This window comes from Rathayibacter sp. VKM Ac-2801 (assembly GCF_009834245.1).
Lineage (GTDB): Bacteria > Actinomycetota > Actinomycetes > Actinomycetales > Microbacteriaceae > Rathayibacter.
Window position 1 is genome coordinate 921312 of the sequence record NZ_CP047183.1, and the last position, 24371, is coordinate 945682.

A 24371-nucleotide genomic window follows, 5' to 3' on the forward strand; every position below is an offset into this window, starting at 1 on the left:
CTGAGTCCAGAGTCGCACTCGAAAGGGCGTCCATGTCCCCCATCACCATCTCGGGGTTCTTCCAATGGCTGGCGGGAATCCCGCCGCTCGCGCAGATCCCGCTCATCCTCCTGGCCTTCGCGGCCGTGGTGGCGCTCATCCTCTTCTTCGTCGAGATCGCGCCCCGCCGCGGCACCGGCTACACGGTCCTCCGGCTCGCGGTCACGGTCGCCCTGCCGGTCGTCCTCCTGCTGGTCTTCGGCCTCTACAACTCGGTCCTCTGGGTCGCGGTGGTGGCCGCCGTCATCGGCGGCGCGCTGTTCCTGCTCGACTTCCGGTCCCGCAAAGGCGCGGGCTACGGACTCCAGCTCATCGCATTCATGGCACCGGCCGCCTTCTTCATCCTCATCGGCCTGATCTACCCGACGATCACGACGGCGATCAACGCGTTCATGAAGAACGACGGCTCCGGATTCGCCGGCATCGACAACTTCGTCTGGGTCTTCACCAGTCCCGACGGCATCACGGCCTTCCTCAACACGGTGGTCTGGGTGCTCCTGGCCCCCATCACGGCGACCGCCATCGGCCTCGCCTACGCGGTCTTCATCGACAAGAGCCGCGGCGAGAAGTTCTTCAAGCTGCTGGTCTTCATGCCGATGGCGATCTCGTTCGTCGGCGCGTCGATCATCTTCAAGTTCTTCTACGACGTGCGCCAGGGCGAGCAGATCGGCCTCCTCAACGGCATCCTCACCGCCTTCGGCGCCCCGCCGGTCGACTGGCTGGGACTCGAGCCGTGGAACACGCTGTTCCTCGTCGTCGTCCTCATCTGGACCCAGGCCGGATTCGCCATGACGGTGCTCTCCGCCGCGATCAAGGGCGTCCCCTCCGAGCAGCTCGAAGCGGCCTCGCTCGACGGCACCAGCGCATGGCAGTCCTTCTGGAACGTCACCGTGCCCGGCATCCGCTCCTCGATCGTGGTCGTCCTCACGACGATCTCGATCGCGTCGCTGAAGGTCTTCGACATCGTCTCGGCGATGACCGGCGGCCGCTCCGACACCACGGTCCTCGCGTTCGAGATGGTCCGCCAGTTCCAGCTCGGCGCCCGCAGCGGCTACAGCGCGGCCCTCGCGGTCATCCTGTTCCTGCTCGTGCTCCCGATCGTCGTCTACAACGCCCGCCAGCTCGCCAAGCAGAGGGAGATCCGATGAGCGTCACGCCCACTCCGATCCAGGTCCCGGTCGACCGCACCACCGAACGGCGCCTCCTGCGCGGGGAGTCCCGCATCGAGACGGCCAGCGGCAAGGTCAAGAAGGCGACGACGTCGCGCGGAGCCACGCTCGCCGCGCTGATCATCGCCGTCATCTGGACCGTCCCCACCCTCGGGCTGTTCATCTCGTCGTTCCGCCCCGCGAACGACATCAAGACGACCGGCTGGTGGACGATCTTCGCCAACCCCGGCTTCACCCTCGACAACTACGCGAACGCGCTCAACTCGGGCGACAGCCTGACCCTGGGCAAGGCGTTCGTGAACTCGCTCGTCATCACCCTGCCGGCCGCGCTGATCCCCATCACGATCGCCAGCCTCGCCGCCTACGCGTTCGCCTGGATCGACTTCAAGGGCCGCAACACGCTCTTCGTCCTCGTGTTCTCGCTCCAGATCGTCCCCATCCAGATGGCGCTCGTGCCGCTGCTGCAGCTGTTCTCGGACGGCCTGCGCATCGGAGGGCTCTACATCCTCCCCGGCCTCGGGGTGAACGGACTGGACGGCTCCTACGCGAAGGTGTGGATCGCGCACACGATCTTCGCGCTTCCACTCGCGATCTTCATGCTCCACAACTTCATCTCCGAGATCCCCGGAGAGGTCATCGAAGCGGCACGAGTGGACGGCGCCGGACACGGCCAGATCTTCTTCCGCATCGTCCTCCCGCTCTCGGTCCCGGCGATCGCCTCCTTCGGCATCTTCCAGTTCCTCTGGGTCTGGAACGACCTGCTGGTCGCGACGGTCTTCACCTCCGGACAGGGCCTGCCGATCACGAAGGCGCTGCAGGACCTCACCGGCTCCTACGGCCAGTCGTGGGAGCTGCTCACGGCCGGCGCGTTCATCTCGATCATCGTGCCGCTCATCGTGTTCTTCTCGCTGCAGAGGTTCTTCGTCCGCGGCCTCCTCGCCGGCGCCACCAAGGGCTGACGACCCGCGGGGGTGCCGTGGGCGGCGTTGTCGTCGTCGGCTGTAGCTCCGCTACAGCTCTCCTCCTCCGCCTTGCCCACGACACCCCCGCGGGCCGTCAGCACTGCTCATCGGGAGCGAGGGGGGGCACGAACGAAGGCCCGGGTCCTGCTGCGCAGGACCCGGGCCTTCGTCGTGCGGTGGCGCCGGAGGCGGCCACCGAGGGGATACAGCGCCGGGGGCGGCCTTCACGGGGGACGGCGTCGGGGGTGGCCACCAGGGGGTGCGGCGCCTGCGGCGGCCGCCAGGGGGTGCGGCGCCTGCGGCGGGCGGCAGCGGGGGAGTGGCGCCTGCGGCGGCCGCCGGGAGGGGCGGCAGCGGGGGAGTGGCGCCTGCGGCGGCCATCCCCAGGGGTGGTCGAGTAGCCGCGGCGCGGCGTGTCGAGGCCCGGTGATCAGAGGGAGACGCGGCACGGGCGATCGGCTGCGCGACGGCGCGCGAGGCCGGCGGGGCGCGGCGCGGGCTTGCACGACTTCGCCGTGGGCGGAAGGGCGGGGGTCCGGGGGCGGGCGGGGCTAGGGTCGAGCCGTGAGCAGGATGGGTGACGTCGCGGCAGGCGGCGGGATGCGCGGAGGGGCGCGCGGCGGGAGGATCTCGAGCAGCGATCCGGACAGCCAGCGGGAGATCAACGCGGCGGCTCCGAAGGTCGACGACCTGCTCCGGCGCATCGCGGGGCTCTTCCGCGACCACCGCCCCAGGCTCACGCTCACCGTGATCCTCGTGCTCGTCGGCGCCGCCCTCACGGTGGTGCCCCCGCTCCTCACCCAGCTGGCCTTCGACCGCGGGCTCTTCCCGCCCGGCGGACGCCCGAACCTCCCCGTGCTGCTCGAGCTGGTCGGCGTCATGGTGCTGGTCTGGGCGTTCTCGGCGATCCTCGGCGTCTGGCAGACCTACCTCACCGCGACCGTCGGCAACACGGTCATGGGGGAGCTGCGCATCCGCCTCTTCCGCCACCTGCAGGCGATGGAGCTCGGCTTCTTCACCCGCACCCGCACCGGCGTCATCCAGTCGCGCCTCGCGAACGACGTGGGCGGAGTGGCCAACGTGCTCACGAACACGGTCTCGAGCGTGCTCGGCAACACCGTCACGGTGATCGCGGCCGTCGTCGCGATGCTCCTGCTCTCGTGGCAGATGACGATCGTCGCCCTCGTCCTCACTCCGGTGCTCGTCGTGGCCCAGCGCCGCGTCGGCCAGGTCCGGGCCCGCATCGCGACGAAGACGCAGGAGTCGCTGTCCGAGATGACCGCGATCACCCAGGAGACCCTGAGCGTCTCGGGCATCCTCCTGGCCAAGAGCTTCGGCCGCCAGGAGTCGGAGGTGACGCGCTACGCCGACGAGAACGGCCGGCAGATCGAGCTCCAGGTGCGGCAGCAGATGTCCGGCCAGTGGTTCTTCGCGATGGTGCAGATCTTCCTCTCCGTCATCCCCGTGATCGTGTACCTCGTGGCCGCCTGGCTGATCCTCGGCGGCACCACCGTCACCGCCGGAACCGTCGTGGCCTTCACCACTGTGCAGGCGCGCCTGATGTGGCCGCTCCTGGGCCTGATGCGCGTCGCGCTCGACCTGCAGACGGCCGGAGCGCTCTTCGCCCGCATCTTCGAGTACCTCGACCTCCGCCCGGCGATCACCGACCGGGCCGACGCGCGCGAGGTCTCGGGCGAGCTCGGCCGGGTGGAGCTGGACGACGTGGTGTTCCGCTACCCGGACCAGGCGGAGGACGCGCGCCCGACGCTCGACCACGTCTCGGTCGCGATCGAGCCGGGCCAGTTCGTCGCCTTCGTCGGTCCCTCCGGTGCGGGCAAGACCACCATCTCGTACCTCGTCCCGCGCCTCTACGACGTGGCCGGGGGAGCGGTGCGCTTCGCCGGCTCCGACGTGCGCGAGCTGCGGCAGGAGTCGCTCGTCTCGCACATCGGCATCGTCAGCCAGGAGACCTACCTCTTCCACGCGACGATCGGCGACAACCTCCGCTACGCCCGCCCCGACGCGACGCAGGAGGAGCTGGAGGCGGCCGCCCGCGCCGCGAACATCCACGCGACGATCACGTCGTTCCCCGACGGCTACGACACCCTGGTCGGCGAGCGCGGCTACCGGCTCTCCGGAGGCGAGAAGCAGCGGCTCGCGATCGCCCGCGTCCTGCTGAAGGACCCGGCAGTCCTCATCCTCGACGAGGCGACCAGCGCCCTCGACACCGTCTCGGAGCGGATCGTGCAGACCGCGCTCGACGACGCCGCCCGCGGCCGCACCACCATCGCGATCGCCCACCGGCTCTCGACCATCGTCTCGGCCGACGTCATCCACGTGGTCGAGGGCGGCCGGATCGTCGAGTCGGGCACCCACCGCGAGCTGCTCGGCCTCGGCGGCCTCTACGCGTCGCTCTACGCCCAGCAGACGGAGTCGGCCCTCCAGGGCTGAGCCTCGGATCGGCGGCCGGTTCCCGCGGGGCTGCTCGCCGCCGGCGCCGTCCCCGGTTCCGTGCACGACGTCGCCGGAGAGCACGTGCCCGTCCGCAGTGGCGCAGGCACACCGCTCTCAGCCGACGTCGCGCGCTGCGGAGGCTTTCACTCCGCCGGGCGGTCCTCGAGCATCTGCTCCATCAGCGAGATCTCGGCCTCCTGGGCCTTCACGACGGAGGAGGCGAAGTCGGTGGCGACCGTCACCCGGCTGCGGGCGAGCAGCGCCTCGGCCATGTCGATCGCGCCGCGGTGGTGGGCGATCATCAGCTCGAGGAACATCCGGTCGAAGTCGCGGCCGGACGCACTGCTGAGGGCGGTGATCTGGTCCGGTGTCGCGAGACCGGGCATGCTCGCGGGCACGACGCCGTCCTCGGTCCCCATCCCCATCGACGAGTGCTCGTCGGCGGCTCCGGCCAGGGTCGGCCGGCCCATCCAGGTCATCGACGGCTCCGGAGCCGCCTGCGGCAGGCCCCACGAGTTCAGCCAGCCGAAGAGCTGCCCGGCCTGCTGCTGCTGGGTGAGCAGGATGTCCTTCGAGACGGTGAGGACCTCGTCGTCGGTGCTGCGCTCGCGGGCGATCATCGCCAGCTCCGCGCCCTGGAGGTGGTGCACCTGCATGTCGCGCGCGAAGCCCGCTTCGGCGCTCGTGCTCGAGGGTGTCGCCGCGGAGGCGAACGGGGCGAGCGCGCCGAAGAGGTAGCCGCCGGCCGCCCCGAGGAGGAGCGCGACCACGGCGACCGCGGCGACGAGGATCCGGCCCCTACTGCTTGCCGGGCGCATCGATCCCTCCGGTGCAGGGCGCGCCGGGCTCCGGAGCGCTCGAGGACTGCCAGAAGCGCTCGACGAAGGCGTCGATGCGGGGGTCCTCGGGCGAGTCGATCGCGACCTGGGCGTCCCAGGCGCTCAGCACGATGGGCGACTCGAGGCCCTCGTAGGGCGAGACGACGGAGTAGGTGTCGGGCATCGCGGCGATCAGCGCGTCGACCTCGCTCTGCGGGAGCTCGGGGTCGTAGGTGGCCCAGACGGCGCCGTGCTCGAGGTCGTGCACCGCGTTCTCGTTCGGGACGGGCTGGTCGTAGACGCCGCAGTTCATCCAGACGGCGTTGTGCGGTCCGCCGGCCGGCGGGGTCTGCGGGTAGTCGACGGCGCCGGCGACGTGGGTGGCGTCGTTGTCGAAGGTCTGCAGGCCGTCGATCTCGCGCGCCTCGACGATCTGCTGGTTCCCGAAGACGGTGACCGCGACGATCCCGCCGACCGCGAGGACGGCCAGGGCCGACAGCGACCAGATCCAGATGCGGGAGCCGCGCTTGCGGCGGTCCTGCTCGCGCTTGTAGGCCTCGAGCTTCTCCTGTCGGGCGCGGTTCTTGGCGGACATCGTGTCTTTGGGCACGGCGGCGTCTCTCGTTCTGAGGGCGGAAGGCGCCTGTGGCGGGCGCAGGCGCCTGAGAGGCGCTCTCAGAGGATAACGAGCGAGGCTTCGGATCGGATCAATGCGCGGTCAGAGGGGGATCTCGAGACGCCCGCGGAGCGGTCTGCTCGATCAGCGGGACGCGCCGCTGCTCCGCTCAGGGGGCGAAGGTGAGCCAGAGCAGCAGGCCGTTCAGGACGATGAGGAAGACGGCGGCCAGGGCGGCGGCGAGGGTCGTGAACCAGCGGTTCGTCTGGTCGCCCATCAGGCGCCGGTCGCGGGTCAGGATCACGAGCGGCACGAGCGCGAAGGGGATGCCGAACGACAGGACGACCTGGCTGAGCACCAGCGCCCGCGTCGGGTCGAAGCCGATCGCGAGCACCAGGAGCGCCGGGATGAGCGTGACCAGACGACGGGCGACCAGCGGCACCCGCACCTGGAGCAGCCCGTGCATGATCTCGGCGCCCGCGTACGCGCCGACCGAGGTCGAGGCGAGGCCGGAGGCGAGCAGGCCGACGGCGAACAGGGTCGCGACCACCGGTCCGAGCGCAGCCCCGATGGCCGCGTGGGCGCCCTCGAGACTGTCGGTCCCGGCGACTCCGGCGAGGGAGTGCGCGGCGAGGAGCAGGATCGCGAGGTTCACGGTGCCGGCGATGGCGAGCGCGATCGTGACGTCGATCCGCGTGGCGACGAGGATCCTCCGGCGCGCGCCGACGCCCTCGACGTGGCCGAAGCGGTCGCGGGCGAGCGCGGAGTGGGCGTAGATCGCGTGGGGCATCACGGTCGCGCCGAGGATCGAGGCGGCGAGGAGCACCGACTCCGAGCCCTCGAAGCGCGGCACGAGCCCGGCGACGGTCGCGCCCGCGTCCGGCGGATCGACGACCACGCCGACCGTGAAGCCGACGGCGATCAGCACCATCAGTCCCGTGATCACCCGCTCGAACGGCTGCGCGCCGCCCCGCGTCTGCACGAGCAGCAGCACCAGCGAGACCGCGCCGGTGACCAGCCCGCCGGCCAGCAGCGGCAGTCCGAAGAGCAGGTTCAGCGCGATCGCGCCGCCGATCACCTCGGCCAGGTCGGTCGCCATCGCGACCGTCTCGGCCTGCAGCCAGTAGGCCCGGCGGCCCCAGCGGCCGCGCAGGCGGTCGCCGAGCAGCTCCGGGAGGCTGCGGCCGGTCATCAGGCCGAGCTTCGCCGAGAGGTACTGGATGAGCCAGGCCATCAGGTTTCCGAGCACCACCACCCAGACCAGGAGGTAGCCGAACCGGGCGCCGGCCGTCATGTTGCTGGCGACGTTGCCCGGGTCGAGGTAGGCGACTCCGGCGACCAGCGCCGGGCCGAGCAGGCGGAGGAGGTGGATGTCGGCCGGACGCCGCGGCGGTGCGGCGATCGGTGAGGTCATTCGGGGTCCGTTCCGGGTCGACGGCGGCGCTCGCGGATTCCCACGATAGGGCACCGGCGACCGGCGGCACTCCCGTCCCGAGACCGTTCCCTGTGCCTCCGCCCACCCCCGTCACACGCCCGGAGCCGGTTGCTACGCTGGCGGGATGAGCCTGGATCGCGCACTTCCCGCACGCCCGGAGACCGGGATGGCGTACGCCGATTCGGTCCTCGACCTCATCGGCGACACCCCTCTGGTGAAGCTGGGCCCGGTCGCGGCGGGCGTCGAGGCGACCGTGCTGGTGAAGGTCGAGTACCTGAACCCCGGCGGCTCGTCGAAGGACCGCATCGCGACCCGCATCATCGACGCCGCCGAGCGCGACGGGCTGCTGAAGCCCGGCGGCACCATCGTGGAGCCGACCAGCGGCAACACCGGCATCGGCCTCGCCCTCGTCGCGCAGCAGCGCGGCTACCGCTGCGTGTTCGTGCTGCCGGACAAGGTGGGGGAGGACAAGCGCAACGTCCTCACCGCCTACGGGGCCGAGATCGTCGTGACGCCGACGGCCGTCGCTCCGGAGGACCCCGCCTCCTACTACTCCGTCTCGGACCGCCTCGCCCGCGAGATCCCCGGCGCCTTCAAGCCCAACCAGTACGCGAACCTCAACGGCCCGCTCAGCCACTACGAGACCACGGGCCCCGAGATCTGGCGCGACACCGCCGGCCGGCTCACCCACTTCGTCGCGGGAGTCGGCACGGGCGGCACCATCAGCGGAGTCGGCCGCTACCTCAAGGAGGTGTCGGAGGGCCGCGTGCAGATCGTCGGCGCCGACCCCGAGGGCTCGGTCTACTCCGGCGGCGGCGGACGCCCGTACCTCACCGAGGGCGTCGGCGAGGACTTCTGGCCGAGCGCGTACGACCCGAGCGTGGTCGACCGGATCATCGCCTCGAGCGACGCCGAGTCGTTCGCGATGACCCGCCGCCTCGCCCGCGAGGAGGGGCTGCTCGTCGGCGGGTCGAGCGGGCTCGCCGTCTCCGTCGCGCTCAAGGCCGCCGCCGATCTCGGGCCGGACGACGTGGTCGTCGTGCTGCTGCCGGACGGCGGGCGCGGCTACCTCGGCAAGATCTTCAACGACCGCTGGATGCGCTCCTACGGCTTCCTCGAGATGCGCGACGAGGGCACCGTCCGCGACGTGCTCCGCGCGCGGGCGGCGAGCGGGCAGGCCGACCTCCCGGCGCTCGTGCACGCCCACCCGACCGACACGATCCGCGACGCGATCGGGATCATGACCGAGTACGGCGTCTCGCAGCTGCCGGTGCTGACCGCCGAACCGCCCGTCGTGATGGGCGAGGTCGTGGGAGCCGTCGACGAGCGCGAGCTGCTCGACCGCGTCTTCGCCGGCTCCGCCTCGATGAACGATCCGCTCGGCGACTGCGTGGGCGACGCGCTCGCGCTGATCGGGCTCGGCGAGAGCATCACCGCCGCCCGCGCCGCGCTCACCGAGCACAGCGCCCTCCTCGTCACCGACGAGGGCAAGCCCGTCGCGGTGATCACCCGACAGGACCTCCTCACCTACGCCACGGCCTGACGGCCGCCGCCCTCGCACCTCCGACCCAGGGAGCCCGCACCATGCCCAAGAAGCAGCACTTCGACACCCGCGCCATCCACGCCGGTCAGGAGTTCGATCCGACCACCGGCGCGGTCGTGCCGCCCGTCTACATGACCTCCACGTTCGTCCAGGACGGCATCGGCGGTCTCCGAGGCGGCTACGAGTACGCCCGCTCGGCGAACCCGACGCGCGACTCGCTCCAGGAGCTGATCGCGTCGCTCGAGGGCGCCGACGTCGCCTACTCCTTCTCCTCCGGCCTCGCCGCCGAGGACACCCTGCTGCGCGCCGTCCTCGCGCCCGGCGACCACGTCGTCCTGGGCAACGACGCGTACGGCGGCAGCCACCGCCTGATCGACCGGGTGCACAGCGCCTGGGGCGTGCGCAACACGGCCGTCGACATGTCGAACCTCCGCGAGGTGCAGCGGGCGATCGTCCCCGGCGAGACGAAGATGCTCTGGGTCGAGACCCCGTCGAACCCGCTGATGACCATCAGCGACATCGCCGAGCTCGCCGACCTGGCCCACGCGCACGACCTGATCGTCGTCGTCGACAACACCTTCGCCTCCTCGGCCCTGCAGCAGCCGCTGGCCCTCGGTGCCGACGTGGTCGTGCACTCGACCACGAAGTACCTCGGCGGCCACTCGGACGTCGTCGGCGGCGCGCTCGCGCTGCGCTCGGGTCCGCTGGCCGAGAAGATCGCGTTCCTGCAGTTCGCGGTCGGAGCGATCTCGGGCCCGATGGACGCCTGGCTCACGGTCCGCGGCATCAAGACCCTCGGGGTGCGGATGGAGCGCCACTCGATCAACGCGCAGGCGGTCGCCGAGTTCCTCGTCGAGCACCCGGCGGTCACGGCCGTGCACTACCCGGGCCTGCCCTCGCACCCCGGCCACGAGCTGGCGAAGCGCCAGATGTCGCGGTTCGGCGGGATGCTCTCGCTCGAGCTCGGGACGCCGCGCGCCGCCCGGAAGTTCGCCGAGTCGACCGAGCTGTTCCAGCTCGCGGAGTCGCTGGGCGGCGTCGAGTCCCTGATCGGCTACCCGAGCGAGATGACGCACGCGTCAGTGAAGGGCACGCCGCTGGAGGTCTCGGAGTCGCTCGTGCGCCTCTCGGTGGGCCTCGAGGACTCGTCCGACCTGATCGCGGACCTGGCGGCGGCGCTGCCCAGGAAGTAGAGGCGGGAACACCGCCCCGAGGGGCGGCATCTCGATGGTGCGCCCGATCCGGCCCCTGCCAGGATCGGGCGCATGACCTCCTCGCGCCGCTTCGTCGACCTCAGCCACACCGTCGCGGACGGGCTGGTGACCTACCCGGGCCTGCCCGCTCCGCGCATCCGGCCGCACCTCACCCGCGAGGCGTCCCGCGCCTCCTACGCCCCCGGTACCGAGTTCGCCATGGACGTCATCGAGATGATCGGCAACACCGGCACCTACCTCGACAGCCCGTTCCACCGCTACGAGGGCGGAGCCGATCTCGCCGCGCTCCGCCTCGAGACGCTGGTCGACCTGCCGGCCGTCGTGGTCGACGCGACAGGAGCCGCCGGACGGGGCATCGGCGCGGACTCGGTCGCGGGACTCGACGTCCGCGGCGCCGCCGTCCTCCTCCGCACCGGCTGGGACGCGCACTTCGCCACGCCCGGGTACGGCAGGGGCGCCCCCTTCCTCCGCGGCGAGGCGGCGGAGGCGCTCGTCGCCGGCGGGGCTGTGCTGGTCGGCATCGACTCGGTGAACATCGACGACACGGAGTCGGGCGGATCGCGGCCCGCGCACTCGGCCCTCCTCGCCGCGGGAGTGCACGTCGTCGAGCACCTCACCGGCATGGGCGGGCTGCCCGCGACGGGGGCGCGCTTCACCGCCGTGCCGCCGAAGGTGCGGGGCTTCGGCACCTTCCCGGTGCGGGCCTTCGCGGTCGTCGACGAGCCCTGACGGGAGCCGGGCGTCCGGACGCCTCCGGCTAACCTGGACCGATGCATCCCGCTCTCGCCGCCGTCGGCCGGCGCGTCCGGCCCCGCACGCGCCTCGCGGCGCTGGGCCGCCGCGTCCGCCCCCGCACTCGGCTGCGCTCCGCGGCCCGGGTCGTCCGGACCGCCCCTCAGCGCCTCTCGGAGCGCCGCGCCGCCGTGGTCGCCGCCCGGCCGATCGACCACCCCTCGCCCGCGCTCCGGCGCGAGCTGCTGCTGCTCGCCCTGGCCAACCGCTTCTCCCGCCGCTCCGCGGTCGATCCGGCGGGCGAGGTCGTGGTGACGATGACCACGCACGGCGAGCGGCTGCAGCGGGTCCACGTGGCGCTCGAGTCGATCGCCCGCGGCGACGCCCGGCCCGCGCGCCTGGTGCTCTGGCTCGACGACCCGGCCCTGCACGCCGACCTGCCCGCGCCGTTGCGCCGCCTCCGCCGCCGCGGCGTCGAGATCCGCCTGGTCGACGGCTACCGCGTGCACACGAAGTACTACCCGCACCTGCTCTCGGGCCGGGCGGGGGAGCGCGACCTCGTCACCTCCGACGACGACATCGTGTACCCGCGCACCTGGCTGAAGGGCCTGCTCGACGCCCGCTCGCGCTATCCCCTCGAGACCGTGCTCTGCTACCGCGCCCACCGGGTGGGGATCGTCGACGGCGCCGTCGCTCCGTACACGAGCTGGACCCCGGTCGCCGACACGCGCGCATCGACCGACGTCTTCGGCACCTCCGTCTCCGGGCAGCTGCTGCCCGCCCCGCTCCTCGGCGAGATCGCCGCTCACGGGGACGCGTTCCGCGAGATCGCCCCGGACGCCGACGACATCTGGCTGCACGTGCGAGCCGTCGACGCCGGCTACCGGATCGCGCAGATCGAGCCCCGGGCCCAGCTGTTCCCGTTCGTGCCGCGCACGCAGCAGTCCGGGCTCTACCTCGTCAACTACTGGGACGGCGGCAACGACCGCCAGGCCCGCGCCGCCTACACCCCCGAGGTGACGGCGCGGATCGCGGCGGACGCCTCCGCGCGAGGGGACGTGCGCTGATGCGCCTGCTGTTCGTGAGCAACCTCTACCCGCCGCAGGTGCTCGGCGGGTACGAGATGACCTGCGCGCGCGTCGCGGAGGCGATGGCGGCCCGCGGCCACACCGTGCGGGTGCTGACCACGCCGACCTACCTGCCGCCGGAGCCCTCGGGCGTCGAGGTGCACCGCACGCTGAGCCTGCGCACCTACTTCCCGCTGCCGCAGACCGGCGGCGAGATCGCTCAGCTGATGCACCACGAGAGTGCCGTCTCGCGGTTCGAGAACACCCGCATCCTGCTCGAGGAGCTGCGCGACTTCGCGCCGACGCACGTGGTGGCCTTCAACCTGCTCGGGATCGGCGGCCTCGCGCTGATCGACCTGCTGCGGGCGGTGGAGGCCCCGTGGATGTGGAACCTCGGCGACCGCATCCCGAACGCCCTGGTCGACGGGCTGCCGGAGCGCGTGCTCCGCGTCTACGGCGCCCAGGCCCCCGACCACTTCGACCGCGGCGAGATCGTCGCGGTCAGCCGCTCGCTCGTCGACGCGATCGAGGCCGGCGGGCTGAGCCTGGGCGAGGTCGAGGTGATCGGGCGCGGAGTGTCCGTTCCGCCCGACACCGCGGAGCTGCGGCGCTACCGCGAGGACGGGACCACCCGGTTCACGTTCGCCGCGTCGCTCGGCGAGCACAAGGGCGTCGGGCTGGTGCTGGAGGCGGCGGCGTCTCTCGCGGAGGAGACCCGCGACTTCCGCGTGGACCTCTACGGCGACGGAGACGTGGACGGCTGGCGCGCCCGAGCGGACGAGGCGGGCCTCGCCGGCCTGGTCGAGTTCCACGGGGCGACCCCGCATGCCGAGGTGCTCGCCGCGCACGGCCGGGCCGACGCGTTCCTCTTCCCGACCTGGGCCGGAGAGGCGTTCGGCGTCGCGCCGGTCGAGGCCGCTGCGGCGGGCGCCGTGCCCATCGTGACGGCGGCCAGCGGCGTCGCGGAGTTCCTCATCGACGGCGTCGACTGCATCAAGATCACCCGCTCCGCCCCTGCGCTCCTCGAGGCTATGCGGGACGTGGCGAGCGGGGCGGTGGACCTCGAGGCGCTCGGCCGGCGAGGCCGGGCCGCGGCGCGCGGACCGCTCTCGTTCGAGCGCTCCGTCGAGCTGATCGAGGCCTCGCTCGAGCGCCGCTCCCGGCCGGGCCTCGCCGACCGCCTCGCCGACACCACCCTCGAGGCCGACATCATGGACAAGGATCTGCGGGCGATGGACGTGCTCCACCGCCGCTTCTCCGGACGGGACCACGACGATGACCACTGACCACGACTTCCTCCAGGATCCGGCCTCCGCGCCCACCCGGCTCGGCCGCGGCGGCGTCGTGCTCCGCGACGCGGTGCACCGGCTGGTCGCGCCGTGGTTCGAGCAGGCGCGGCTGCGCACGGAGGAGCTCCGCGCCGAGACGGCCGCCCTGCGCGACGAGGTGGCCGGGCTGCGCGGCGAGCTGAGCGCGGTGCAGGGCGACGTCGCCGTGCTGCGCGACGAGTCGGCGGGCCTCCGGGCGGGGCTGGACGAGCTCAGCGCGACGGTCGCGGCCGAGCGGGCCTCGTCCGAGTCGGCGGGCGCGGCGGCCGCCGAGCAGGCCGCCGACACGGCGGCGGCTCTCGACGAGCGCGTCCGCGGGGCCGAGCTCGAGCTGCGCGCGGTCACCCGGCGCCTCGCGGAGGCGCTCGACCGCTGAGGCCGCGAGGCCCTCGGTCGGCGACGGCTCGCGGGCCCGGTGCCACACTGGGCGCGTGGGCAGGCTGAGGGTGGTCGTCGCGCCCGACTCGTTCAAGGGGTCGGCGAGCGCGGTCGAGGTCGCGCGGGCGATCGCCGAGGGCTGGAGCGCTGCGCGCCCGGGGGACGAGGTCGTCCTCGCTCCGATGGCCGACGGGGGAGAGGGCACGGTCGACGCCTTCGCGCTCGCGGTCCCGGGATCGCTTCGGCAGCAGGTCGTCGTGCCCGGCCCGGACGACCGGCAGGTCCGCGCCTGGTGGCTGCTGCTCCCCGACGGGACCGCCGTGGTCGAGCTCGCCTCCACGAGCGGCATCACGCTGCTCGACCCGCTCCGCCCGCTCACCGCGCACACCCGCGGCTTCGGCCGCGCGATCGCCGCCGCCCTCGACGCGGGGGCGCGCGCCCTGCTGCTGGCCATCGGCGGCAGCGCCTCGACCGACGGAGGAGTCGGAGCACTCCGCGAGCTCGGCGCCCGCTTCACCACCGCCTCCGGCCGCGACCTCGGCGAGGGAGGCGGTGCGCTGCCCGCGCTCGCCGCCGCCGACCTCCGCGCGCTGCGTCCTCTGCCGCCCGGAGGCGCGGTCGTGCTCAGCGATGTCGCGACCCCGCTGCTCGGCGACTCCGGGGCGGCCCGCGTCTTCGGACCGCAGAAGGGGGCCGGCCCCGACGACGTCCTCCTCCTCGAGAGCGGCCTCCGCCGTCTCGCCGCGCACCTGGACGCGGATCCCGATGCGCCGGGCTCCGGGGCGGCGGGCGGGACGGGCTTCGGTCTGCTCGCCTGGGGCGCGTACCCGACCTCCGGCGCCGACGCCGTCGGACGGGCGATCGGGCTCCCGGCGCTCCTCGCGGGCGCAGACGTCGTCATCACGGGGGAGGGGCGCTTCGACGCGCAGTCCGCCGCCGGCAAGGTCCCGGTGCACGTCCTCGCGCTCGCCGAGGCGGCCGGGGCGCGGACGCTCCTCGTCGCCGGGGCGATCGCGGCGCCGACCCCCGGCTTCACCGCGGCGGTGTCGCTGACGGAGGCGGCCGGCTCCTCGTCCGCGGCACTCGCGGACCCGCTCCCGCACCTGCGCGCCGTCGCCCGGGAGTGGGCCGCGCAGCTCCTCTGACCGTTCGCGGTGTCGGTGGTCGGGCGTACCGTCCGGGCATGCCCCGCGATGCGATCCGACCACCACATCTTGTGGTCGAGCCGCCGCGCGGACCCCACCGGTCGGGCATGCCGACACGCCGTGGCGCGTTGTACACAGTGAACGGGATCCTTCTGTCCACACCTGTGGATGGTTCGTCCGGATCCGCGTCCTTCCGCGGTTCCACGGGCTCCGGCCTGTGGATGAACGGGGGAGGAACCGGTGGATAACTACACGGCTGTAACTACTACGTCTAGTGGGCTGACACCGGCCCGCCCCCTATATGTAGTATTGCTGAGCAGGTCGGAGCGAGAGCCCCACCGGCACCCAGAACTCACCCGGACCACCCTCCGACCCCGCCCGCATCGCGAGCCGCCGGTCGGGGAGCGGCACCGGGACACCCCCTCCGAAAGGCGACACCCATGGCTGTGACGGTCTACACCAAGCCCTCCTGCGTCCAGTGCACCGCGACGTACCGCGCCCTCGACAGCAAGGGCATCGACTACGAGGTGTTCGACCTCTCCGTGGACGAGAAGGCCCTCGAGGCCGTCAAGGCCCTCGGCTACCTCCAGGCGCCGGTCGTCATCACGGACGACGACCACTGGTCCGGCTTCCGCCCCGACAAGATCGCGACCCTCTGAGGCGCACGGGCGGCGATCCGCGGCGTTGTCGGCGGGCGCCGTAGCGCCGCCACGGCTTCCTTCTCCGCCTTGCGGCTCACCACCCGTGCACCTCAGAGCCGGAACCGAGAACAGCAGCTGACGAGGAGAGGGGCCGGACGATGAGCGGGCTCGTGTACTTCTCCAGCAGCTCGGGGAACACGCACCGGTTCATCGAGAAGCTCGGCCGACCGGCGCAGCGCATCCCGCTCCACGCCCGGCGCGACGGAGCCGCCCTCGACACGCTCCACGTCCACGAGCCGTACGTGCTCGTCCTCCCCACCTACGGCGGCGGCAACGGCGGAGGAGCGGTCCCCAAGCAGGTCATCCGGTTCCTCAACGATCCGTGCAACCGCTCCCTGATCCGCGGCGTCATCGGCGCCGGCAACACGAACTTCGGCGAGGCGTACTGCCTCGCCGGCGACATCATCGCCCGCAAGTGCGAGGTGCCGCACCTCTATCGATTCGAAGTATTCGGAACACCCGACGACGTCCGCGCCGTCGACGAAGGATTGGACACGTTTTGGACGCAGCAGTGATCGACGCTCCCCGCGACGCCGCACAGATGGACTACCACTCGCTCAACGCGATGCTGAACCTGTACGGCCCGAACGGAGAGATCCAGTTCGACAAGGACCGCGAGGCCGCTCGCGAGTTCTTCCTGCAGCACGTCAACCAGAACACGGTGTTCTTTCACACGCTCAAGGAGCGCCTCGACTACCTGGTCGAGAAGGAGTACTACGAGCAGGCCGTGCTCGACCAGTACTCGTTCGAGTTCATCCAGCAGCTCAACGACCTGGCGTACTCGAAGAAGTTCCGCTTCGCGACCTTCCTCGGAGCGTTCAAGTACTACACCTCGTACACGCTCAAGACGTTCGACGGGAAGCGCTACCTCGAGCGCTTCGAGGACCGCGTCGTGATGACCGCCCTCGGCCTCGCCCAGGGTGACGAGACGCTCGCGACCGCCCTCGTCGAGGAGATCGTCGCCGGCCGCTTCCAGCCCGCGACCCCGACCTTCCTCAACACCGGCAAGGCCCAGCGCGGCGAGCTCGTCTCCTGCTTCCTGCTGCGCATCGAGGACAACATGGAGTCGATCGCCCGCGGCATCAACTCCGCGCTGCAGCTCTCCAAGCGCGGCGGCGGCGTCGCCCTCTCGCTCTCGAACATCCGCGAGGCCGGCGCCCCGATCAAGCAGATCGAGAACCAGTCCTCGGGCATCATCCCCGTGATGAAGCTCCTCGAGGACAGCTTCAGCTACGCCAACCAGCTCGGCGCGCGCCAGGGCGCGGGAGCGGTGTACCTCTCGGCGCACCACCCCGACATCCTCCGCTTCCTCGACACCAAGCGCGAGAACGCCGACGAGAAGATCCGCATCAAGACGCTCTCCCTCGGCGTCGTCGTGCCCGACATCACGTTCGAGCTCGCGAAGAACAACGAGGACATGTACCTCTTCTCGCCCTACGACGTCGAGCGCGTCTACGGCATCCCCTTCGGCGACATCTCCCTCTCGGAGAAGTACCGCGAGATGGTCGACGACCCGCGCATCAAGAAGACCAAGATCTCGGCGCGCGAGTTCTTCCAGACCATCGCCGAGATCCAGTTCGAGTCGGGCTACCCCTACATCGTGTTCGAGGACACGGTGAACAAGGCGAACCCGATCAAGGGCCGCATCAACATGTCCAACCTCTGCTCCGAGATCCTCCAGGTCAACACCCCGACGACCTACAACGAGGACCTCTCCTACGCGCAGATCGGCAAGGACATCTCCTGTAACCTCGGCTCGCTGAACATCGCGCTGACGATGGACTCGCCCGACTTCGGCCGCACCATCGCGACCGCGATCCGCGGCCTCACCTCGGTGTCCGACCAGTCGCACATCACCTCGGTCCGCTCGATCGAGGACGGCAACGACAAGTCGCACGCCATCGGCCTCGGCCAGATGAACCTGCACGGCTACCTCGCCCGCGAGCGGATCCACTACGGATCCGAGGAGGGCATCGACTTCACCAACATCTACTTCTACTCGGTGCTGTTCCACGCCCTGCGCGCCTCCAATGAGATCTCGATCGAGCGCGGCACCACCTTCGAGGGCTTCGCCGACTCGAAGTACGCCTCGGGCGAGTTCTTCGACACCTACACCGAGAAGGAGTGGGCGCCGGCCACCGAGCGCGTCGCCCGCCTCTTCGCCGACTCGGGCATCGCCATCCCGACGCAGGACGACTGGCGCGCGCTCAAGGCCTCGGTCATGGAGCACGGCATCTACAACCAGAACCTGCAGGCCGTCCCGCCGACCGGCTCGATCTCGTACATCAACAACTCGACGTCCTCGATCCACCCGATCGCGTCGAAGATCGAGATCCGCAAGGAGGGCAAGCTCGGCCGCGTCTACTACCCGGCGCCGTTCATGACGAACGACAACCTGGAGTACTACCAGGACGCGTACGAGATCGGCTACGAGAAGATCATCGACACCTACGCCGCTGCAACGCAGCACGTCGACCAGGGCCTCTCGCTCACGCTCTTCTTCAAGGACACCGCGACCACCCGCGACGTCAACCGAGCCCAGATCTACGCCTGGCGCAAGGGCATCAAGACGATCTACTACATCCGCATCCGCCAGATGGCACTCGAGGGCACCGAACTCGACCAGTGCGTCTCGTGCATGCTGTAGATCCCGCAGCCCCACCCCCACCCGCACGACCCATCCGCAGCAGCGAGAAGGAATCATGACTCCCCCCGAGAAGCTCAAGCTCGTCGACTCCGTCCAGGCGATCAACTGGAACCGGATCCAGGACGACAAGGACGTCGAGGTGTGGAACCGCCTCACGAGCAACTTCTGGCTGCCCGAGAAGGTCCCGCTGTCCAACGACATCCAGTCGTGGAACACGCTGACGCACGAGGAGCAGCAGCTCACCATGCGCGTGTTCACCGGGCTCACCCTGCTCGACACCGTGCAGGGCACCGTCGGCGCCGTCTCGCTCATCCCGGACGCGATCACGCCGCACGAGGAGGCCGTCTACACGAACATCGCGTTCATGGAGTCAGTCCACGCCAAGTCGTACTCCTCGGTGTTCTCGACCCTGTCGAACACCCAGGACATCGACGAGGCCTTCCGCTGGTCGATGGAGAACCCGAACCTGCAGAAGAAGGCGTCCATCGTGATGGACTACTACCGCGGCGACGACCCGCTGAAGCGGAAGGTCGCCTCCACGCTGCTGGAGTCGTTCCTCTTCTACTCGGGCTTCTACCTGCCGATGTACTGGTCCTCGCGCGCCAAGCTCACCAACACGGCCGACCTCGTGCGCCTGATCATCCGCGACGAGGCCGTGCACGGCTACTACATCGGCTACAAGTTCCAGAAGGGACTCGAGCGGGTCGACCAGGCCAAGCGCGACGAGATCAAGGACTACACGTTCTCGCTGCTCTACGAGCTCTACGACAACGAGGCGCAGTACACGCAGGACCTCTACGACCAGCTCGGCCTGACCGAGGACGTCAAGAAGTTCCTGCACTACAACGCCAACAAGGCGCTGATGAACCTCGGCTACGAGCCGATGTTCCCCAAGCAGGTCACCGATGTGAACCCCGCGATCCTGTCGGCCCTCTCGCCCAACGCGGACGAGAACCACGACTTCTTCTCGGGCTCCGGCTCCTCCTACGTGATCGGCAAGGCCGTGACCACCGAGGACGAGGACTGGGACTTCTAGGCGTCGACACCACGTCCCGGCCTCCACGGCGAACGGCCCCTCCCCTCGCGGGTGAGGGGCCGTTCCTCGTTCCGGGACGGGGTATTCCCTCAGAGCGGCAGGCGCATCAGCACCCGCGGGAAGCCGTTCAGCACGGAGGTGGTGTCCGCGGCCTTCTCGAAGCCGGCCCGCTCGAAGAGGGCGCGGGTGCCGACGTAGGCCATCGTCTGCTCGACCCGCTCTCCGGCGTTGTCGACCGGGTAGCCCTCGACCGCCGGCGCGCCGTGCGAGCGGGCGAACTCGACGGCGCCGGCCAGCAGCGCGTGTGAGATCCCGCGCTTGCGGAAGCCGGGGCGGACGCGGATGCACCAGACGCTCCAGACATCGAGGTCGTCCACGCGCGGGATGCGCCGGTTCTTCGCGTAGCTCGTGTCGGCCCGCGGATGCACCGCCGCCCAGCCGACCACGTCGTCGCCGTCGTAGGCGAGCACGCCGGGCGGAGGGTCCTGAGCCACGAGCTCGCGCATCCGCTCGCCGCGGGCCGTGGACCGCAGCGAGGTGTTCTCGACCGACGAGAGCAGGCGGTAGCTCAGGCACCAGCAGACGCTCGCGTCGGGCCGCTTCGGGCCGTTCATCGTCGCCACGTCCTCGAAGACGGTGGCGGGGCGCACCTCGATCGTCATGGCGGCAGCCTTCCACCGTCCCAGCGGTCGGACAAGCCGTTCACAACTCAGGAAGAACGACGGAGAGCTCCCGTCCTGCCGCGGGATCCTGGCCCGGGCGGCACGTTCTTCCTGCATCCTGAACACCCTCCGCCCATTGACCACTCCGCCGGATGAATCGGACCAGCACCCCCTGTTGGACGACGCCCAGGCGCGCGGCCTACCGTGGACGAGGCATCCAACGAAGGAGCACTCTGTGAAGCACGTCCCCCTCGGCACCTCCGGTGTCGACTCCCCGAACGTCGTCCTCGGCCTCATGCGCATCCCCGACATGACCGACGAGGCCATCCGCGGTCTCGTCGGCGCCGCCCGCGACTCCGGCATCGACTTCTTCGATCACGCCGACGTCTACGGCAAGAAGCTGCACCAGTGCGAGGAGCGCTTCGCCGAGGCGATGGCGCTGACCTCCTCCGAGCGCGAGCAGATCGTGCTGCAGACCAAGGCGGGCATCGTCGGCGACGGCCCGTACTTCGACTTCTCCTACGAGCACCTGATGGCCTCGGTCGAGGGCTCGCTGAAGGCCCTGCGCACCGACTACATCGACGTCCTGCTCCTGCACCGGCCCGACGCGCTCGTCGAGCCCGACGAGGTGGCGCGCGCGTTCGACGAGCTGCACGCGTCCGGCAAGGTGAAGCACTTCGGCGTCTCGAACCAGACGCCGTACCAGATCGAGCTGCTGAAGAAGTCGCTGAACCAGCCGATCGTGGCGAACCAGCTGCAGCTCTCGATCACCCACGCGCCGCTGATCGCGCAGGGTGTCGCCTCCAACATGGTCGGCGAGGACCAGTCCGTCATGCGCGACGCCGGCATCCTCGACTACTGCCGCCTGAACGACATCACCGTCCAGGCCTGGTCGCCCTTCCAGGCGGGGTTCTTCACCGGCGTCTTCCTCGACAATTCGGCCTACCCCGAGCTGAACGCCGTGATCGACCGGCTCGCAGCAGAGTACGAGGTCCCGGCGATCGCCGTGGCCACCGCCTGGATCACCCGCCACCCGGCGGGCATGCAGGTCGTGCTCGGCACGACCAACGAGCAGCGCGTGCGCGATGCGGCCCTCGGCTCCGATCTGCCGCTCACGCGGCCGGAGTGGTACGAGCTGTTCCGCGCAGCGGGCTACCTCGTCCCCTAGAGCTCCCACCCCGGAGAAATGCGCGTCGGCGCAGAGGAGGCACGCACCCGCGAGGGCGCGTGCCTCCTTCTCGTGCGCCCCGCGAGATGCCACCAGTGAGGGCGACACGCCGTCCTGGAGCGTCACAGGTGGCATCTCGCGGGGGAGGGGCGGGAATAGGGACGTCACCCCTGCGTTGAACTTGAGCGTAACCGACTCAACTTCCTCAGGAGGACAGGTGCCCGACAACTACAGCGAGGCCGGAGCGAGCTCGTTCGACGACTTCCTCGCCCGCTACCTCGATGGTGAGCGCGCCCGCGCGGCGCGGTCGATCGACCTCAGCCGATTCCTCACCGCCCGTACCCGCGACATCCTGCAGTCCGCAGGACGCTTCGCCCTCGAGCGCGGCCAGACCGAGCTCGACGCCCTGCACGTGCTCCGCGTGCTCATCGACGACGAGACCGTCTCGCAGGCCGTGCGCCGCATCGGCGTCGACCCCGCCGCCATCGCCACCGCCGCGGAGGCGCGCCTCCCGCAGGCCGACGAGGCCCACGCCTCGCAGAACGCGGCGACCATCACCCCCAGCGCGCAGCGCGCGCTGTTCCACGCCTACCAGGTCGCCCGCTCCAGCGGCTCGACCTACATCGAGCCCGAGCACCTCTTCTTCGCGCTCGTGCTCGGCCAGGACGCCCCCGCCGGGCAGGTGCTCGCCCGGGCCGGCGTCACCGCCGAGGCCCTCACCCAGGGCATGCGCGAGACCGAGGCCCCGCAGCAGCAGGAGGCGGGACAGCCCGCCTCCGACACTCCGATGCTCGACAAGTTCGGCACCGACCTCACCGCTCTCGCCCGCGAGGGCCGGCTCGACCCGGTCATCGGGCGCGCCGACGAGATCGAGCAGACCGTCGAGATCCTCAGCCGCCGCACCAAGAACAACCCGGTGCTCGTCGGCGAGGCCGGCGTCGGCAAGACCGCGATCGTCGAGGGCCTGGCCCGCGCGATCGTGGCGGAGGAGGTCCCCGAGCAGCTGCGCGGCAAGCGCGTGATCTCGCTCGACCTCCCCGGCATGCTGGCCGGCACCCGATACCGCGGCGACTTCGAGGAGCGCCTCACGGGCACCATGGACGAGATCGCGGCGCACGCCGGCGAGCTGATCGTCTTCATCGACGAGGTCCACACCGTCGTCGGTGCGGGCGGCGGCGGCGAGGGCGGCATGGACGCGGGCAACATCCTCAAGCCGCGTCTGGCCCGGGGCGAGCTGCACCTCGTCGGCGCCACCACGCTGAAGGAGTACCGCACCATCGAGAAGGACCCGGCACTGGAGCGCCGCTTCCAGCCGGTCCGCGTCGGCGAGCCCGGCATCGAGGACGCGGTCGCGATCCTGCACGGCCTGCGCCCCGCCTACGAGGAGCACCACCGCGTGCGCTTCACGGACGAGGCTCTGCGCGCCTCGGTCGAGCTCTCGGCCCGGTACCTCACCGACCGCGTGCTCCCCGACAAGGCGATCGACCTGATCGACCAGGCCGGCGCGCGCCTCCGACTCCGCCTCGGAGCCGGCGTCGACACCGGTGCCCTGCTCGAGCGTCTGGCGACCCTGGAGGCCGACAAGAACGCGGCCGTCTCGGCCGAGCACTACGAGGAGGCGTCCCGCGTCCGCGACGAGATCACCGCCGTGCAGGCGGAGCTCGACGCGGCCACCGGCACCGCCCCCGCGGAGGCTGTCGTCGGCGAGACCGAGATCGCGGCCGTCATCGCCCGCGCCACGGGCATCCCGGTGTCGCGGCTCACGGAAGGGGAGCGCGAGCGCCTCGCGCACCTCGAGACCGAACTGCACCAGCGGGTCATCGGCCAGGACGACGCGGTCACCGCGGTCGCCCGGGCCGTCCGCCGCAGCCGCACCGGCCTCGGCGACTCCTCGCGTCCCGTCGGCTCGTTCCTGTTCCTCGGTCCGACCGGCGTCGGCAAGACGGAGCTGGCGCGCACCCTCGCGGGCTCGCTCTTCGCCGACGAGCAGTCGGTGATCCGCTTCGACATGAGCGAGTTCGGCGAGCGCCACACGGTCTCGCGGCTGGTCGGCGCCCCTCCCGGGTACGTCGGCTATGACGAGGCCGGTCAGCTGACCGAGCGCGTGCGCCGGAACCCGTACTCGGTGGTCCTCTTCGACGAGATCGAGAAGGCCCACCCCGACGTGTTCAACCTGCTGCTGCAGGTGCTCGACGACGGTCGTCTGACCGACGGCCAGGGGCGGACGGTCGATTTCCGCAACACGGTGATCATCATGACCTCGAACCTCGGCTCGGAGTTCCTGGCCTCGCGGTCGGGTGCGCTCGGCTTCGTCGCTCAGAGCGACGCGTCGGCCGAGGGCTTCGCCTCGGAGAAGGACCTGCGCGACCGCGTCATGGGCCGTCTCCGCGAGGCGATGCGACCCGAGTTCCTCAACCGGATCGACGAGATCGTCCTGTTCCGCCGCCTCGGGCGCGAGCAGCTGCGGGAGATCGTCGGCATCGTCCTCGACACCACCCGGTCCCGCCTCGCTCCCCGCGAGGTGACGCTCGAGGTCACGGAGGCGGCCGTCGACTGGCTCGCCGAGAACGGCTATGAGCCGCAGTACGGTGCCCGGCCCCTGCGCCGGCGCGTGCAGCGTTCCATCGACGACCGGATCGCCGACCTGTTCGTCAGCGGCGAGGTCTCCGACGGAGGCGCTGTCCGCGTCGACGCCGTCGGCGGCGAGCTGCTGGTGACCTCGGCCGCCGCCCTGCCGCTGGCCGCGTAGCCTGTCCCGCTCCGACCCCCGTCCCTCCTCCCACGAGACATCGCTCGTGACGACAGCACCGGCCGTCGTCACGAGCGGCACCCGTGGAGGGGGAGAGGCGGGGGTCTCCGCGTCCCCGCGGCTTGCCACAGCGGTCCGGGCGGGATAGACACGAGAGCACGAGAACCGGAGGCACGATGTCGAACCCGCGCTACTACGACCCCGTGGGCAAGGCGGTCCGGGCGCTGCTCGTGCTGAGCCTGGTCTGCTTCGCCCTGGCGGTGGGCATGTTCGCCCTCGACATCGTCATGCCCGGCACCATGACGGACGAGCGGCGGCCCTGGGCCGAGGCCAGCAGTGCGCTCGCCTCGTTCGGCGTGCTGGCCCTCATCGTCTACTTCGCGACGGTCGCGATCGTCGGCGCGATCCGGGGACGCGGGCAGTAGCCCGCTCCGACGCCGTCCTCCGACAGGAACGCGTCCGGCCCGCGGGATCCGAGGATCCTCGCGGGCCGGACGCGTTCTCGCGA

General features: G+C 71.1%; 21 protein-coding genes. 17 read left to right on the forward strand and 4 right to left on the reverse strand.

The features are described from left to right. Positions 1–32 precede the first annotated feature (32 nt). The 3 genes from GSU45_RS04220 (at position 33) to GSU45_RS04230 (ending at position 4621) form a co-directional block, all read left to right on the forward strand. Positions 33–1187: a sugar ABC transporter permease gene (locus tag GSU45_RS04220; RefSeq protein WP_244248210.1), complete on the forward strand. Its 1155-nt coding sequence runs from the start codon at positions 33–35 to the stop codon at positions 1185–1187. Beyond that, on the forward strand, positions 1184–2167 hold the full coding sequence (locus GSU45_RS04225; RefSeq protein ID WP_159912971.1) for a carbohydrate ABC transporter permease: 984 nt from the start codon (positions 1184–1186) through the stop codon (positions 2165–2167). The genes GSU45_RS04220 and GSU45_RS04225 overlap by 4 nt, the downstream gene beginning before the upstream one ends. A 576-nt stretch (positions 2168–2743) precedes the next feature. Continuing rightward, the gene (locus GSU45_RS04230; RefSeq protein ID WP_159916862.1) at positions 2744–4621 is read left to right on the forward strand and encodes an ABC transporter ATP-binding protein; all 1878 of its coding nucleotides are present in this window, start codon (positions 2744–2746) and stop codon (positions 4619–4621) included. Between the two features lie 146 nt (positions 4622–4767). Here GSU45_RS04230 and GSU45_RS04235 read toward each other — a convergent pair whose 3' ends face one another. From GSU45_RS04235 to GSU45_RS04245, 3 genes are all read right to left on the reverse strand, one after another. Further along, positions 4768–5442 (reverse strand): DUF305 domain-containing protein, encoded by a 675-nt coding sequence (locus GSU45_RS04235; RefSeq protein WP_159912973.1) that lies wholly within the window; start codon positions 5440–5442, stop codon positions 4768–4770. Continuing rightward, the gene (locus GSU45_RS04240; protein ID WP_244248211.1) at positions 5423–6052 is read right to left on the reverse strand and encodes a DUF3105 domain-containing protein; all 630 of its coding nucleotides are present in this window, start codon (positions 6050–6052) and stop codon (positions 5423–5425) included. Before GSU45_RS04240 ends, GSU45_RS04235 begins: the two co-directional genes overlap by 20 nt. 175 nt (positions 6053–6227) lie before the next feature. Continuing rightward, complete coding sequence (locus GSU45_RS04245) at positions 6228–7472, reverse strand: Nramp family divalent metal transporter (RefSeq protein WP_159912975.1); 1245 nt, start codon at positions 7470–7472, stop codon at positions 6228–6230. A 187-nt stretch (positions 7473–7659) separates the two neighbouring features. On the opposite strand from GSU45_RS04245, the gene GSU45_RS04250 reads away from it, so the two are divergent. From GSU45_RS04250 to nrdF, 11 genes are all read left to right on the forward strand, one after another. Then, positions 7660–9036 carry a cystathionine beta-synthase gene (locus GSU45_RS04250; RefSeq protein WP_159916866.1) on the forward strand — a complete coding sequence of 459 codons (1377 nt, stop codon included), beginning with the start codon at positions 7660–7662 and terminating at the stop codon, positions 9034–9036. 41 nt (positions 9037–9077) lie between these two features. Beyond that, positions 9078–10229: a cystathionine gamma-synthase gene (locus tag GSU45_RS04255; RefSeq protein ID WP_159912978.1), complete on the forward strand. Its 1152-nt coding sequence runs from the start codon at positions 9078–9080 to the stop codon at positions 10227–10229. A gap of 72 nt (positions 10230–10301) precedes the next feature. Further along, positions 10302–10979 carry a cyclase family protein gene (locus tag GSU45_RS04260; protein WP_159912980.1) on the forward strand — a complete coding sequence of 226 codons (678 nt, stop codon included), beginning with the start codon at positions 10302–10304 and terminating at the stop codon, positions 10977–10979. Positions 10980–11020: 41 nt separating this feature from the next. Continuing rightward, positions 11021–12049 carry a glycosyltransferase gene (locus tag GSU45_RS04265; RefSeq protein ID WP_159912982.1) on the forward strand — a complete coding sequence of 343 codons (1029 nt, stop codon included), beginning with the start codon at positions 11021–11023 and terminating at the stop codon, positions 12047–12049. Continuing rightward, positions 12049–13335: a glycosyltransferase gene (locus tag GSU45_RS04270; RefSeq protein ID WP_159912984.1), complete on the forward strand. Its 1287-nt coding sequence runs from the start codon at positions 12049–12051 to the stop codon at positions 13333–13335. The genes GSU45_RS04265 and GSU45_RS04270 overlap by 1 nt, the downstream gene beginning before the upstream one ends. Beyond that, positions 13325–13753, forward strand: coding sequence for a hypothetical protein (locus GSU45_RS04275; protein ID WP_159912986.1), 429 nt, complete (start codon positions 13325–13327; stop codon positions 13751–13753). The genes GSU45_RS04270 and GSU45_RS04275 overlap by 11 nt, the downstream gene beginning before the upstream one ends. A gap of 64 nt (positions 13754–13817) precedes the next feature. Further along, positions 13818–14900, forward strand: a complete 1083-nt coding sequence (locus GSU45_RS04280) for a glycerate kinase (RefSeq protein WP_208543523.1) — start codon at positions 13818–13820, stop codon at positions 14898–14900. Between the two features lie 440 nt (positions 14901–15340). Then, positions 15341–15559, forward strand: a complete 219-nt coding sequence (gene nrdH / locus GSU45_RS04285; protein ID WP_068255139.1) for a glutaredoxin-like protein NrdH — start codon at positions 15341–15343, stop codon at positions 15557–15559. Between the two features lie 140 nt (positions 15560–15699). Continuing rightward, positions 15700–16116, forward strand: coding sequence for a class Ib ribonucleoside-diphosphate reductase assembly flavoprotein NrdI (nrdI, locus tag GSU45_RS04290; protein WP_104224357.1), 417 nt, complete (start codon positions 15700–15702; stop codon positions 16114–16116). Positions 16117–16142: 26 nt separating this feature from the next. Further along, on the forward strand, positions 16143–18248 hold the full coding sequence (gene nrdE / locus GSU45_RS04295) for a class 1b ribonucleoside-diphosphate reductase subunit alpha (RefSeq protein ID WP_159916868.1): 2106 nt from the start codon (positions 16143–16145) through the stop codon (positions 18246–18248). 55 nt (positions 18249–18303) lie between these two features. Then, positions 18304–19284 (forward strand): class 1b ribonucleoside-diphosphate reductase subunit beta, encoded by a 981-nt coding sequence (gene nrdF / locus GSU45_RS04300; RefSeq protein WP_159912990.1) that lies wholly within the window; start codon positions 18304–18306, stop codon positions 19282–19284. A gap of 89 nt (positions 19285–19373) precedes the next feature. Here nrdF and GSU45_RS04305 read toward each other — a convergent pair whose 3' ends face one another. Then, the gene (locus tag GSU45_RS04305; protein ID WP_159912992.1) at positions 19374–19946 is read right to left on the reverse strand and encodes a GNAT family N-acetyltransferase; all 573 of its coding nucleotides are present in this window, start codon (positions 19944–19946) and stop codon (positions 19374–19376) included. Positions 19947–20181: 235 nt separating this feature from the next. Here GSU45_RS04305 and GSU45_RS04310 point away from each other — a divergent pair, with 235 nt between their 5' ends. From GSU45_RS04310 to GSU45_RS04320, 3 genes are all read left to right on the forward strand, one after another. Further along, positions 20182–21114: an aldo/keto reductase gene (locus tag GSU45_RS04310; protein WP_279631108.1), complete on the forward strand. Its 933-nt coding sequence runs from the start codon at positions 20182–20184 to the stop codon at positions 21112–21114. A 217-nt stretch (positions 21115–21331) separates the two neighbouring features. Then, positions 21332–23863: an ATP-dependent Clp protease ATP-binding subunit gene (locus tag GSU45_RS04315; protein ID WP_159912994.1), complete on the forward strand. Its 2532-nt coding sequence runs from the start codon at positions 21332–21334 to the stop codon at positions 23861–23863. Between the two features lie 176 nt (positions 23864–24039). After that, complete coding sequence (locus GSU45_RS04320; RefSeq protein ID WP_159912996.1) at positions 24040–24288, forward strand: hypothetical protein; 249 nt, start codon at positions 24040–24042, stop codon at positions 24286–24288. Positions 24289–24371 lie beyond the last annotated feature (83 nt).

Coding starts and splice junctions, on each gene's coding strand:
- GSU45_RS04225 (WP_159912971.1), top strand. CDS start 1,184: ATGAGCGTCACGCCCACTCCGATCCAGGTCCCGGTCGACCGCACCACC.
- nrdF (WP_159912990.1), top strand. CDS start 18,304: ATGACTCCCCCCGAGAAGCTCAAGCTCGTCGACTCCGTCCAGGCGATC.
- GSU45_RS04260 (WP_159912980.1), top strand. CDS start 10,302: ATGACCTCCTCGCGCCGCTTCGTCGACCTCAGCCACACCGTCGCGGAC.
- GSU45_RS04250 (WP_159916866.1), top strand. CDS start 7,660: ATGGCGTACGCCGATTCGGTCCTCGACCTCATCGGCGACACCCCTCTG.
- nrdH (WP_068255139.1), top strand. CDS start 15,341: ATGGCTGTGACGGTCTACACCAAGCCCTCCTGCGTCCAGTGCACCGCG.
- GSU45_RS04270 (WP_159912984.1), top strand. CDS start 12,049: ATGCGCCTGCTGTTCGTGAGCAACCTCTACCCGCCGCAGGTGCTCGGC.
- GSU45_RS04235 (WP_159912973.1), bottom strand. CDS start 5,442: ATGCGCCCGGCAAGCAGTAGGGGCCGGATCCTCGTCGCCGCGGTCGCC.
- nrdI (WP_104224357.1), top strand. CDS start 15,700: ATGAGCGGGCTCGTGTACTTCTCCAGCAGCTCGGGGAACACGCACCGG.
- GSU45_RS04230 (WP_159916862.1), top strand. CDS start 2,744: ATGGGTGACGTCGCGGCAGGCGGCGGGATGCGCGGAGGGGCGCGCGGC.
- GSU45_RS04265 (WP_159912982.1), top strand. CDS start 11,021: ATGCATCCCGCTCTCGCCGCCGTCGGCCGGCGCGTCCGGCCCCGCACG.
- GSU45_RS04275 (WP_159912986.1), top strand. CDS start 13,325: ATGACCACTGACCACGACTTCCTCCAGGATCCGGCCTCCGCGCCCACC.
- GSU45_RS04320 (WP_159912996.1), top strand. CDS start 24,040: ATGTCGAACCCGCGCTACTACGACCCCGTGGGCAAGGCGGTCCGGGCG.
- GSU45_RS04305 (WP_159912992.1), bottom strand. CDS start 19,946: ATGACGATCGAGGTGCGCCCCGCCACCGTCTTCGAGGACGTGGCGACG.
- GSU45_RS04245 (WP_159912975.1), bottom strand. CDS start 7,472: ATGACCTCACCGATCGCCGCACCGCCGCGGCGTCCGGCCGACATCCAC.
- GSU45_RS04255 (WP_159912978.1), top strand. CDS start 9,078: ATGCCCAAGAAGCAGCACTTCGACACCCGCGCCATCCACGCCGGTCAG.
- nrdE (WP_159916868.1), top strand. CDS start 16,143: ATGGACTACCACTCGCTCAACGCGATGCTGAACCTGTACGGCCCGAAC.
- GSU45_RS04220 (WP_244248210.1), top strand. CDS start 33: ATGTCCCCCATCACCATCTCGGGGTTCTTCCAATGGCTGGCGGGAATC.